The sequence below is a fragment of the Bradyrhizobium sp. STM 3561 genome (genome assembly GCF_045571455.1).
Taxonomy (GTDB): Bacteria; Pseudomonadota; Alphaproteobacteria; order Rhizobiales; family Xanthobacteraceae; genus Bradyrhizobium; species Bradyrhizobium vignae.
In genome coordinates this window covers 1,845,621-1,857,872 of sequence record NZ_CP120695.1, presented here as the reverse complement: position 1 = coordinate 1,857,872, position 12,252 = coordinate 1,845,621, and the positions used below count along the sequence as shown (strand labels likewise).

The following is a 12,252-nucleotide window of genomic DNA, read 5'->3' as shown; positions in this document are numbered from 1 at the left end:
TTGAAGATGGGACTGTCCGTGTCGCGCTCGCTTGCCAAGGCCTGACGAATGACCTCTGTGAGCTCGACGACCGACTCCTCCGGCTTGTCAACGGTATAGGCAAGGTAGCGATCGGTCAGGAGATCGAAGACAGGGCCATCCGCGACCGGCTTACCCTTGATCAGAATCGAACGCTTCTTTCGTAAAGCATGCCGGATTCCCAATTCGTAGAAGACGTTAGCGTTGTGGATCGTGAGATCGGCAATGACGAGGTCCGCCTCGACGAGGAGCTTAAACATGTCTTCCCTGATATTGCCCGGCTCGACAATGTCGCCGGTGGTGCCCCCGGCGATACCGAAGGTTCCCAGCGCGGGTGTGATCAGCCCGTCGTGGACCCGATTGAAATCGATGAGCTTTCCCGCAGAATCCGGCTTGATTCCAAATGGCCGGATCACGAAGACGCGTGTCATGCCTCCCCCCCTCCGTGCCGGCCTTGGTCCAGGCCGGATGATGTAAATCTCAGTTCGTCCTGACCGGCCGCTCCACAAATCCCGCCGCCAGTCCGAGGACGCGAAACTGCTCGGTGGCATCGCCCGCGCCGCGGGAGCTGCCTTCGTTGACGATGACCGCAACGGGCCGGCATGGCGGCGCCTCGGCACGGCACAGCGCGAGCGCTTCCCTCACGATCGCATCATTGGCCGCGGCGTAGGCCGCGTCACCGTCTCCGGCATCGAGCACGACGACGTCGCCCGCCTGCCCCACCTCGCCCATCACACGATCGAATAGTCCGCCCCAGTCGCCAGGGCGATCGGTCACCGACGTCTCGCGGAACCGGGCTGGCGCGAATGGCAGCACGATCCGGCGCCGAATACCCATGCGTCCGGCCTCCTCGAGCGCAATGAGATCGGCCCCGCATGCGGCCGAGCAGACCAAAGCCTCAGCCTGCTCCTGCCTAAAGACATCGGCAAGCCGCTGGCGGACCAACGGCACGGCGCCCAGCGGAAAGCGCTTCGCTTCCGCGTCCGGTGCGTCGATGCGGCGGCCCGCCAGGGCGATAACGGCCTTCTGCTGTTGGTCCTGCGGCATCACTGCTCCTTAACGGGGAGGTGGGAAATTCGGGAAATGCGTAGAGGGAAGGACGTATTTTTCGGCGTAAGCCGCTCCCACGTCGCCGATCTGATTGATGTGCTTGACCGAGTCCATCACCTGCACATCGGCGGGCGAAATCTTGGCGAGACCCAGATCCGCCAACCCCGTCGCGGTGACGTCCGGATCATACCTGACATAGGTGAACTGGGATGGAATGGTCGAAGGCAGTGGATCTTTGGGGTCGATATGCATCGCGTGACCGAACTCGCGGTCTATCGGCGCGCCATATCGGCAATCGCCGACCGTCCGACAGGCCATGTCCCAGCCGGCACTGGCCGCATTCATCAGCGCGGACGGAATGTTGCGGGCGTGGTCGAGCAGCCAAAGATCACCTGCCTTCAAGTCAGGCCGCTCGCGTGGCGCATTGCCGGTACCGACGGACACGATCAGGAGCTGGTCGCGCCCGGTGGCCCAGTTCATCTGGTAAGCTCGTGCGGTCGCCATCTGAAAGGCCAGAAACGCCGGGTTATTGTAGGTGGTCACCCCGCCGTCGACGAAGATGAAGCTGTATTCCTTGGATGTCCCCTGCGCGAATACCACCACCTCAGGGGGAAAGAAGGTCGGCGCAGCTGTGCTGGCACGGACGAGCTGCCACAACGGTAAACCGAGGTTGCAGTCGGGACGGCTGCGGTCGTTGTAGTGGGCGCGCGGATTGTTACTGACCGGCCAGGGCGAATCTGTCGTGTGATTGCGCATCACGACCATGAGGAGAGTCTTCAGATTCGCGTCGCCGAGCTCCGCAGGCTGGTCAGTGGCCCCGTATCCAAGCTCTTTATTGATCGTCTCGCGAAGCATCTTTGCCAACGGTTCGTCGTTGTAAGCGTACTGCGCACGCTTGAGAATGCTGGACTTCTCGAACATCAGCTCACCGCTGCCCACGTAGAACTGGCGGATCTTATCCGTGGACATACCGAGTGAGATGCAGGTCGCGATGATTGCACCGGTGCTCGTGCCGCAGACGAAATCGAAATAGTCGGCGAGGACGAGCTTGTCGTTGCCGGACGCTGATCGCAGGTCTCTTTCGAGCTTGGCGAGAATCTCCACGCTCATCAGCCCGAGAATGCCGCCGCCGTCGCAGGCAAGGATTCGTTTTGGTCCGGCAGACGTCAATTTAGTTTCGACTAAATTGGCCATAAATTCCCTCCGTTTCCTCGCAATAAACTGAACTTCAATTCTGCTTCGGCCGCAGCTTTTCAACGTGCTCTTGGTATTCGTCGTATTCGTCCAAAACCGCCAGCATCAGCTCGTCCGGTGGCTTGGAGCCGAGAAACTGCAGACGACCTCTCAATGATCGTGCCGACGCGCGATCTTCGTAACGATGATCTTGAAATCGAAAGTTCCGCCATGTCCATCTCCGCGGCGGTATCAATCTGACGACTATCCTCGTCGCGCGAGGAAGGGCTGCTTCAATCAAAATGTGCGCCCGACCCGGCGCCATTCCCAATCGTTCGGTTCAGAGCAAAAAAACCTCATCAGAAACGACCGGCCAACGAATGAAATACGGATCGCGTTCGACACCCGACATGCTGACGTGTATCCACCGTGAACGCAAGCTCTAGATGTGCGGCGCGCTGTCACGATCGCGAGTTCGGCGGGCGTTCGGCGGCCCTTCCCGCCACCCTCACGGTATGCCCCCATCTGGCACGGACATTGCTCCTCTTTAGAACGATTTGAACGTTCCGGAGGAAGGTGATGTTGCAGGCGGCGAATGCGGTTCGCGGAGCTGTTCCAGTCGCGATGCGGTCTGCCGGCAGCTCCTCGCTGCTGCTCACCGAGAACCAGCAATGGATCGGCGGTCCACCACCGTTGATGGACAAGCTCTCGCCGCGCGAGCGGGAGTTGGTGCTGAAGCAGGGCCGGCGAAAAGTGCTCAACCGCGGCCAGACACTGTTCAGCCAGGGCGGCAAGCATGATGGCATCTGGCTGATCGAGAGCGGCCGCATCCGCGTGTTCTACACCTCGCCGCTCGGGCGCGAGATCACATTGGCCTACTGGCATGTCGGCAATTTCGTCGGCGGTCCCGAAGTGTTCGAGGGCACCGTGCACCAATGGTCCGGCGTTGCGTCCAGCAATTGCAGCGTCGTGCACCTGCCCGGAAAGGAACTGCGCATCCTTGCCGCAGAGATCCCCAATCTCGCGATCGGCCTGATCGAAGGCCTCACCTTCAAGGGCAAATGCTATTCGGCGCTGGCGCAGATGCTGGGAACGCGCTCCATCACGCAGCGCCTTGCGCATCTCTTGCTGCATCTCGTCGAGCTCTACGGCGTCGAGGATGCCGACGGCACCGTGATCGCGGCGGCCTTCACCCATGCCGACATCGCCCACATGGTCGGCGCCACCAGGCAATGGGTCACGATCAGCCTGAAGCGGATGCAGGAGAAGGGAATCGTCCTGACCAAGCGGTCGCAGATCGTGGTGTGCCGGACCGACGTTCTCGAGGAAATGCGCGGCCAGGCGTCGGATTGAGGCGGCAGCGACGACGATGGTCGGTGCACAGGCAAGCGGCTTTATAGTGCAGGATTGCCCAAGGAGTATGCAATCGGCTTTTCCCGGCAACTAATCGACTACCGCGGTCACTCCGGATTTGCTCTGCCTGCGCCCTCACCCAATCATGGCAACCACAGCACATCCAACCGAATGAGGATGAGAATGGTCCGCCATCTTCCCACGCTCTCGATCGCGATGCTGGTGACGTCGCTGGCGCTCCTCGTCACGCAGCCGGCATCGGCGGAGACCGTCACGCTCGGCATTGGAACGCAGGACACCACGACCAACACGGTGACCGCGGGCGTCGTCATCCGCCAGTTGCATCTGCTCGAAAAATATCTGCCGAGGGACGGCAAATACGCCAACATCAAGTTCGAGCTGGAGTGGCAGAACTTCACCTCCGGGCCGCCGGTCACCAACGCGATGATGGCGAACAAGCTGCAGATCGGCATGATGGGCGACTATCCGCTGATCGTGAACGGCTTCACCTTCGAGAACAACCCGGAGAGCAAGAGCCGCCTCGTCGGCGTTGCGGCCTACAGCCTCGAGGGCTCCGGCAACGGCCTCGTCGTCCACAAGGACTCGCCCTACTACGACCTCGCCGACCTCAAGGGCAAGCTGGTCAGCGTGCCCTTCGGCTCTGCCGCGCATGGCATGGTGCTGAAGGCGATGCAGGACCGCGGCTATGCATCCGACTTCTTCCAACTCGTGAGCCAGAGCCCGGAGGTCGGCTCGACCAATCTCCAGGAAAAGAAGATCGACGCCCACGCCGACTTCGTCCCCTTTGCCGAGTTGCTGCCGTTCCGCGGCTTTGCGCGAAAGATCTTCGACGGCGTCGAGACGAACTTGCCGACCTTCCACGGCATCGTCGTCCGCACCGATTTCGCCGAAAAATATCCTGAGGTCGTCGTTGCCTATTTCAAGGCGCTGATCGCCGCCGACCAGTGGCTGCGCGACGACCCGAAGCTAGCTGCGGAAAAAATCCAGGAATGGACCGGCATCAGCAAGGAAGTGGTCTACATCTTTCTCGGCCCCAGCGGCAACATGACCACCGATCCCACGATCAAGCCGGCTCTGATCGATGCCGCCACCGCCGATGTGAAGGTGCTGCAAAACCTCGGCCGCATGAAGGAGTTCGATCCGAAGAAGTGGGTCGACGACAGCTACATCCGCAAGGCCTATGCCGAGATGAATCTCGACTACGACGCGCAGCTTGCAAGCACGAAGAACTACGAGATCTCCGGCGAAGATTCCTTCTGCAAGAAACCGATCGCCGATCCGCGCAAGGCCGGCGAGGTCTGGGTGGACGACGCCGGCATCCTGCCGTTCTCGTCCGCCGCCTGCACGCTGGGTGCCTATGCCGACTACAAGGCCAAGGGCAAGAAGATCAACGTCGCCTACGTCTTCGACACCACGCGCGGCATCAAGCTGTTCGCCGACCAGGCCTTCTTCGCGGTCGGCAATGGCGACGTCACTCCGTTCCTGCTGAAGAAGGACGCCGAAGCCTATGCGGTCAAAATCGGCGGCAAGGTGCTCGGCTTCGACGAAGCGGTGAAGGCGGCGGTCAGCGGAGGCAAGACGTGAGCAATCCCGCCATCCTCAGACATTCCGAGGACAGCATGCCAGCCATTGCAGAGGCGGGCTCCGTGCGTGCCGTCAGGCCGCCCGCAACACCGCCCTCGTTCGGCACGCTCGCTTTGCGCTGGTACCGGCTGAACCAGAGCCGGCTGCGTGCGACCGCGATCGGCCTGATTTCGCTGCTCGCCTTCCTGCTGGTCTGGCACCTGCTCACGACCTACCGCGTCGTGTTCTTCGTGCGTTTCACCAACGTGCCTTCGCCGCTCGCGGTCTATGCGAGCTTCACCAAGGCGATGCACGATCCAAAATTCCTGATGCACATCCTCTTGAGCTGCCGGCGCATCTTCATCGGTTTCTCGCTGGCGGCGATCATCGGGGTGCCGCTCGGCCTGATCATGGGCCGGTTCAAGCTGGTGCACGAGGTGATCTTCCCGGTCGCCGAGGTGCTGCGGCCGATCCCGGCGATCGCCTGGGTGCCGATGGCGATCATGCTGTGGCCGACCAACGAGCAAAGCATCGTCTTCATCACCTTCCTCGGCTCGTTCTTCCCGATCCTGGTCAACACGCTGCACGGCATGTCGCTGGTCGATCCGGTGCTGGTCCGCGCGGCGCAATGTCTCGGCGCGCGCGAGCGCTCGATCTTCCGCGAGGTATATTTCCCGGCGTCGCTGCCGCACATCTTCACCGGCCTCACTGTCGGCATGGGCGTCGCCTGGGTGTCGCTGATCGCTGCCGAAATGATCTCGGGCCAGTACGGCATCGGCTATTTCACCTGGGAGGCCTATTCGCTGGTCCAGTATGCCGACATCGCGCTCGGCATGATCGCGATCGGCGTGCTCGGCCTCGGTTCTAGCCTGTTGATCCGCGGCGCCGGACAATTGGTGATGCCGTGGAGGTCGACATGAGCGAGATGCTTGCGAACACGTCGAAGGGCCATATCGAAGTCAAGAACTTCTCCCTCGCCTACGAGACCATCGAGGGATCGGTTCAGGCCGTCACCGATACGCAAATCCATGTGAAACCCGGCGAGTTCGTCTCGATCGTCGGCCCCTCCGGTTGCGGAAAATCGACGCTGCTCAACGCCGTCGCCGGCTTCCTTAAACCCACGACGGGCATCGTCACCGTCGACGGCGAGCGCGTGAACGGCCCGAGCGCCGAGCGCGGTATGGTGTTCCAGCAATATTCGCTGTTTCCCTGGAAGACGGTGCGGGAGAATGTCGAGTTCGGCCTGAAGATGCGCGGCATGCCGCGCTCCCAGCGCGAGCGCGCCGCGCGCACCCTGCTCGGGCTGGCGGGGCTGGAGGCGTTCGAGAAGCACTATCCGGAAAGGCTCTCCGGCGGCATGAAACAGCGCGTCGGCATCGTAAGAGCGCTCGCGACCGGACCGAAGGTGCTGCTGCTGGACGAGCCGTTCGGCGCGCTCGACGCGCAGACGCGCGTCATCATGCAGCAGATCCTCACCAACATGTGGCAGCGGCTGAAGATCTCAGTGCTGTTCGTCACCCACGACATCGATGAAGCCATCTTCCTATCCGACCGCGTTTACTGCATGACCGCGCGGCCCGGCTCGATCAAGGCGGAGATTCCGATCCCGCTGGAGCGGCCGCGGCAGCAATCCATGATGATGTCGTCGGAATTTTTGGCGCTGCGCCGCGGGCTGATGTCCCTGATCCGCGAGGAAAGCCTCAAAGCGATGGGCGGCGAGATCAACGACATGGGCATGCAGGGACTCAACATCGAGCTGCACGGGCACTCGCTGGCGGACGTGATTTAGCGATCGCCCTCGACGCTTGCGCTGTTCTTCCCTTGTCCCTTGTGGGAGAAGGTGGCGCAAAGCGCCGGATGGGGTGCTATCCGCGAATGACACGGTGAAAGAAGCGCTCGCGGAGTGAACCCCTCACCCTCTCGCCGCTAACGCGGCGAGCCATCCTCTCCCGCAACGACCCGCAAAGGGAGAGGGTGCAGCGCGCTTGCGGCCGGATCGTCTCACTTGAACCAGTGCACCAATGCGATGCTGATCCCGAGCAGCAGCAGCAGCGAGAGCGTCACGGCTGCCGTCACTCGGCCGCCGACATTGGCGAGCACGCGCACGTCGACGCCGAGTCCGAGCGCTGCCATCGACACCACCGTGAGAAAGCCCGTGATCTTCGTCACCGGTCCGACCACAGCGGCCGGCACGATCTCGAGCGAGCGCAGGGTCGCGAGCGCGAGGAAGCCGAGGATGAACCACGGCACTAGGCGAAAGAAGCCGAGATTGGTCTTCTTGGCATCGGCCTGCCAGCGCGAGGCGACCAGCGAGAGGCCGACGACGACCGGGCCGAGCATCAGGACGCGCATCAGCTTGACCAGCGTGCCGATCTGGGTCGAGACGAGGCCGGCCGGCACCGTCGCTGCAAGCACCTGTGGCACGGCGTAGACGGTGAGACCCGCAAGGATCCCGTATTGCGTGGCGGACAGCTGCAGCAGCGGGATCAGCAGCGGCAGGCCCAGCACCATCATCACACCGAGGATCGCGGTGAAGGAGATCGAGGACGCGATCTCGTCACTGTTGGCGCCGATGATCGGCGCCACGGCCGCAATCGCGGAATTGCCGCAGATCGAGTTGCCACAAGCGATCAGGATCGAGAGACGCGTCGAGAGGCCGAGCAGCCGGCTGAGGCCGAAGGAGACACAGAGCGCGACCACGACGACGGCCGCGATCGAAGCCAGCAGGGCGATGCCCGACGCAGCGATGGCGGCAAAGCTGATGGAGGCGCCAAGCAGCATGACCGCGACTTCAAGGAGCTGCTTGGCGCTGAAGGCGATGCCAGCCTGCCAGCGTGGGCCAGGCTTCCAGAAGCTGCGCAGCGCCATGCCGAGCAGGATCGCCATCACGAGCGCCTCGACATAGGGATGCTCGAACACACCCAGTTCCGCCTGCTCCAGCAGGGCCGAGACGCCGGCGACGAGAATGCAGAGGAGGATGCCCGGAATCAGCGCCGCAATGCGGCTGACGGCGGTGGCCGGCTTGGTATCGGCCGGGCTGGATGCTTGATTCTGCGACACAAATCTCTCCCGGAGGAGAAGGATTTATACGCAGCGCCACCCGATTGGGAAATAAGTTTTCGACATATCAGGGCCGAGGGAAGTTCTGTCCTCGGCCTGGAATAATCGGGCTCGGAAGATCAGGCGAGCCTTAGAAGATCAGGTTCTTGGCGAGCGAGGCGACCCGGCTGAAGCCGTCATAGATGCCCGGCTCGAAGAAGGCCGCACGCGCCAGCACGATGCCCGCGACCAGCGACCAGAACAGCGCGGTGCCGGCTCGCAGCAGAAGCTTTGAGGCGCGCGACTTCGGCTGGGCGTCCGTTGCGGACACCAGCTGCTCGCCGAAGGGCTCAAATCCAGTGCGTTCCATGACCGTAGCCAATCCGTCAAATCTGACGGGAATGTCGTCGTTTCGGGCCCAAACAGCAATGGAAGCGATTGGCGTTTTTGCCCTCGAGGAGGAAATCTCCTTCCGCCGGATGACCTCGGAACAATAGTTTTCTTCTTTTGGCTTACCAAGACACCGGCGGCCGGAGCTATAGGGCCAGATAACGCGGCCGGATCGCTTCGTTCGCCTTCTCGTCGACGAAGGCGGATTGAACTGGAGCGGCAACGCCAGCACCGCTTCGCAAGCGAGCGCAGGCCGTGTCCTTACGCCGCCAACCCACTCCCCACCGGCGCAAAGTTCAGTCCCAGACTCTCCGCCACCGCCTTGTTGGTGATCCGCCCGCGGTGCACGTTGAGGCCGTTTCGCAAATGCGGGTTCTCCAACACTGCGGCAAATCCCTTGTTTGCGAGCATCAGGCCGAACGGCAGCGTCGCGTTGTTCAGGGCCTGGCTCGAGGTCACCGGCACGGCGCCGGGCATGTTGGCGACGCAATAGTGCACGACACAATCGACCTCGTAGGTCGGATCGGTATGCGTGGTCGGATGCGAGGTCTCGAAGCAGCCGCCTTGGTCGATCGCGACGTCGACCAGAACGGCCCCCGGCCGCATCGATTTCAGCATGGCGCGCGTGACGAGCTTCGGCGCACTGGCGCCGGGCACCAGCACGGCACCGATCACCACGTCGGCGGCGAACACCTCTTCCTCGACCGACTCGATGGTTGAGAAACGGGTGCGCATGCGTCCGGCAAAGAGATCGTCCAGTTCGCGCAGGCGCGGAATCGAGCGGTCGATCACGGTGACTTCGGCACCGAGGCCCGCGGCCATGCGCGCAGCCTGCTTACCGACCACGCCCCCGCCGAGCACGACGACGCGTGCCGGCTGCACGCCGGGCACGCCTCCAAGCAGCACACCGCGGCCTCCGGCCGAACGCCTGAGCGCGGCGCCGGCGGCCTCGATGGCGAGGCGGCCGGCGACTTCGCTCATCGGCGCGAGCAGCGGGAGGTGGCCGGCCGCGTCGGTGACGGTTTCATATGCAATCGCGGTACAACCGGAAGCGAGCAGGCCCTTAGCTTGATCCGGATCCGGCGCAAGATGAAGATAGGTGAACAGGATCTGGTTTTCGCGGAGCTGAGCCCATTCGCTCTTCTGCGGTTCTTTCACCTTCACGATCATGTCGGATTTGGCAAAGATCTCGCGGGCGGTCTCGGCAATGGAGGCCCCTGCCCGCCGGTAGACCTCGTCGGACGCGCCGATGCCGCTGCCGGCGCCGCTCTCGACCGTCACCTGGTGTCCGGCGGCGACATATTCACGGACCGCGCCTGGGGTGAGCCCGACGCGATATTCCTGCACCTTGATCTCCTTCGGGACTCCAACGCGCATCTTGATCTCCCTCGCCAATCCTTTGATTCTATTGTTGATCGTAGCGAGAGGGCCGGTTTGGTTCCGTGCAAATATCCGCTACCTTGGCGGCGCCCGTGCCGGTTTCCGGCGCGGAAACGTCTTTTGACGCTGGAAACGAAACTTTGGCCCTCGACCGGAAAGACCTTGCCATCCTCGCGGAGCTCACGACCAATGCGCGAGCCAGCCACACCGAGCTTGCCAACAAGGTCGGCCTGTCGAGCACGGCGCTAGCGCGGCGGCAGAAGGCGCTGGAGGACGAAGGCTACATCCAGGCCTACCAGGCAGCGCTCGACCTCGCCCAGTTTGGTCTCACCACCACCGTGCTGGTTCGCATTGCGCTGGAGAGCCAGAGCGACGAGGCACTGAAGGCGTTCGAGGCGGAGGTGGTGAAGTGTCCGTCCGTCGTGCGCTGCTTCCTGATGTCGGGGACCGACGACTACATCTTGATCGTGCTCGCCCGCGACATCCAGGATTTCGAGCGCATCCACCGCACCGAGCTGTCCCGCCTGCCCCGCGTCGCGCGGGTGCAATCGAGCTTCGCGCTGCGCGAGATCGTCAACCGCGCGGTGCCGACCGTGGTGTTCGGCGAAAAGCGCTGATCTCATCCCAACCATCGCGAGAACCGGCCGGGAACTAAGCATCCTGTCATCCGTTGGGCGCTATTGGCCAGCGGCGGCAACGCATCCTCGCGTCAGCATCCTTGCCCAGTTCGGCCTCTCCACAGGGAAACAGGACATGGCCGATATCACGGATCAGATCCCCGAACGCATTCCGATCAACCTTGTCGTCAATGGCGCAAGGCGCACACTCGAGGTCGCGCCGTGGACCACGCTGCTGGATGCCCTGCGTGACCGTCTGGAGTTGACCGGCACCAAGAAGGGCTGCGATCACGGCCAATGCGGCGCCTGCACCGTCCTGGTCGACGGAAGACGCGTCAATTCCTGCCTGACGCTCGCCGTGATGAAGGATGGCGCTGCGATCACGACGATCGAAGGCTTGGCCAGTGACGGCACACTGCATCCCCTGCAACAGGCCTTTATCGAGCATGATGCCTTTCAATGCGGCTATTGCACGCCCGGACAGATTTGCTCTGCCGCGGGCCTGTTGGCCGAAGGTCGTGCGCGGGATGCCGACGAGATCCGGGAGCTGATGAGCGGAAATCTCTGCCGCTGCGGCGCCTACCCCAACATCGTGGCTGCGATCGAGCAGGCAATGGGCCGGTCATGAACAACGTCCAATATTCCCGCGCAAGCGACGTGCCCGACGCCATCCGCCTGCTCGCCGCCGATCCAGGCGCAAAGCTGATTGCCGGCGGCACCAACCTGATCGACCTGATCAAGGAGAATGTCGAACGACCCTCCCGGCTGATCGACATCTCCCGCCTGCCGCTCCGCGACGTCGAGGACACCGCGGACGGCGGCCTGCGCATCGGCGCCTTGGTGCCGAATTCGGATCTCGCCTACCACCCGCTGATCGAAAAGCGCTATCCCCTGCTCGCCAGCGCCATCCTGGCCGGCGCCTCCGCGCAACTGCGCAACATGGCCTCAGTCGGCGGCAATCTGATGCAGCGCACGCGCTGCGCCTACTTCTATGACACGGCGACGCCTTGCAACAAACGAAGCCCAGGGACCGGCTGCTCGGCTCTCGATGGCCTCAACCGCAACCACGCAATCCTCGGCACCAGCAAGTCCTGCATCGCGACCAACCCGTCCGACATGAGCGTGGCGCTGGCCGCGCTCGGCGCGCTCGTGCACATCGCAGGCGCCACCGGTCAGCGCACCATCGCGCTGACCGATTTCCATCGGCTGCCGGACGACAAGCCCCATCTCGATACAAATCTCGGTAGCGGCGAGATCATCACCGCAATCGAGCTGCCGCCACGCGGCTTCGCCCGGAACTACAGCTATCTGAAGATCCGCGACCGACTGTCCTACGCCTTTGCCTTGGTCTCGGTCGCGGCCGCGCTCGAACTGGAGGGCAACGCAATCAGCGAAGCCCGCCTGGCGCTTGGCGGCGTGGCCCACAAGCCCTGGCGAAGCCTCGAGGCCGAAGCGGCTTTGCACGGCCAGGCGGCAACGCCGGATCATTTTGGGCGCGCCGCCGACCTGCTGCTGCAGGGGGCAACCGCTCGTTCGCAGAACGGCTTCAAGATCGAGCTCGCGCGCCGCGCCGTTGTGCGTACGCTGATGCAGGCCGCAAGCGCCACGCCGCAATCGCAAGCTCACAAGAAGATCGCATGAGGGCTCG

The 12,252-nt window shown here is 63.1% G+C and carries 12 protein-coding genes; 7 read left to right on the top strand and 5 right to left on the bottom strand.

Annotated elements, in window-relative coordinates:
- Positions 1–498: 498 nt before the first annotated feature.
- Together P6U28_RS08390 and P6U28_RS08385 are read right to left on the bottom strand one after the other, a co-directional pair.
- Positions 499–1,065: a hypothetical protein gene (locus tag P6U28_RS08390; RefSeq protein ID WP_122404041.1), complete on the bottom strand. Its 567-nt coding sequence runs from the start codon at positions 1,063–1,065 to the stop codon at positions 499–501.
- A gap of 9 nt (positions 1,066–1,074) precedes the next feature.
- A complete protein-coding gene (locus tag P6U28_RS08385; RefSeq protein ID WP_407122042.1) occupies positions 1,075–2,262 on the bottom strand; it encodes a patatin-like phospholipase family protein in 1,188 nt (395 codons plus the stop codon).
- 558 nt (positions 2,263–2,820) lie between these two features.
- On the opposite strand from P6U28_RS08385, the gene P6U28_RS08380 reads away from it, so the two are divergent.
- The 4 genes from P6U28_RS08380 (at position 2,821) to P6U28_RS08365 (ending at position 6,967) form a co-directional block, all read left to right on the top strand.
- Positions 2,821–3,594: a Crp/Fnr family transcriptional regulator gene (locus P6U28_RS08380; RefSeq protein ID WP_174221590.1), complete on the top strand. Its 774-nt coding sequence runs from the start codon at positions 2,821–2,823 to the stop codon at positions 3,592–3,594.
- Positions 3,595–3,777: 183 nt separating this feature from the next.
- The gene (locus P6U28_RS08375; protein ID WP_164936825.1) at positions 3,778–5,199 is read left to right on the top strand and encodes an ABC transporter substrate-binding protein; all 1,422 of its coding nucleotides are present in this window, start codon (positions 3,778–3,780) and stop codon (positions 5,197–5,199) included.
- Positions 5,196–6,098, top strand: coding sequence for an ABC transporter permease (locus P6U28_RS08370; protein WP_122404045.1), 903 nt, complete (start codon positions 5,196–5,198; stop codon positions 6,096–6,098). The genes P6U28_RS08375 and P6U28_RS08370 overlap by 4 nt, the downstream gene beginning before the upstream one ends.
- The gene (locus P6U28_RS08365) at positions 6,095–6,967 is read left to right on the top strand and encodes an ABC transporter ATP-binding protein (protein WP_162500351.1); all 873 of its coding nucleotides are present in this window, start codon (positions 6,095–6,097) and stop codon (positions 6,965–6,967) included. The genes P6U28_RS08370 and P6U28_RS08365 overlap by 4 nt, the downstream gene beginning before the upstream one ends.
- 212 nt (positions 6,968–7,179) lie before the next feature.
- Here the strand turns inward: P6U28_RS08365 and P6U28_RS08360 are convergent, their stop codons facing one another.
- The 3 genes from P6U28_RS08360 to ald form a co-directional block, all read right to left on the bottom strand.
- Complete coding sequence (locus P6U28_RS08360) at positions 7,180–8,238, bottom strand: YeiH family protein (RefSeq protein ID WP_122404047.1); 1,059 nt, start codon at positions 8,236–8,238, stop codon at positions 7,180–7,182.
- A 130-nt stretch (positions 8,239–8,368) separates the two neighbouring features.
- Positions 8,369–8,587 carry a hypothetical protein gene (locus P6U28_RS08355; protein ID WP_122404048.1) on the bottom strand — a complete coding sequence of 73 codons (219 nt, stop codon included), beginning with the start codon at positions 8,585–8,587 and terminating at the stop codon, positions 8,369–8,371.
- A gap of 281 nt (positions 8,588–8,868) precedes the next feature.
- Positions 8,869–9,984 (bottom strand): alanine dehydrogenase, encoded by a 1,116-nt coding sequence (ald, locus tag P6U28_RS08350; protein ID WP_209294326.1) that lies wholly within the window; start codon positions 9,982–9,984, stop codon positions 8,869–8,871.
- 143 nt (positions 9,985–10,127) lie between these two features.
- On the opposite strand from ald, the gene P6U28_RS08345 reads away from it, so the two are divergent.
- The 3 genes from P6U28_RS08345 (at position 10,128) to P6U28_RS08335 (ending at position 12,245) form a co-directional block, all read left to right on the top strand.
- Complete coding sequence (locus P6U28_RS08345; protein ID WP_162500352.1) at positions 10,128–10,604, top strand: Lrp/AsnC family transcriptional regulator; 477 nt, start codon at positions 10,128–10,130, stop codon at positions 10,602–10,604.
- A gap of 136 nt (positions 10,605–10,740) precedes the next feature.
- Positions 10,741–11,232, top strand: a complete 492-nt coding sequence (locus P6U28_RS08340) for a (2Fe-2S)-binding protein (RefSeq protein ID WP_129143050.1) — start codon at positions 10,741–10,743, stop codon at positions 11,230–11,232.
- Positions 11,229–12,245 (top strand): FAD binding domain-containing protein, encoded by a 1,017-nt coding sequence (locus P6U28_RS08335; RefSeq protein WP_407122041.1) that lies wholly within the window; start codon positions 11,229–11,231, stop codon positions 12,243–12,245. Before P6U28_RS08340 ends, P6U28_RS08335 begins: the two co-directional genes overlap by 4 nt.
- The last annotated feature ends 7 nt before the right edge of the window (positions 12,246–12,252 follow it).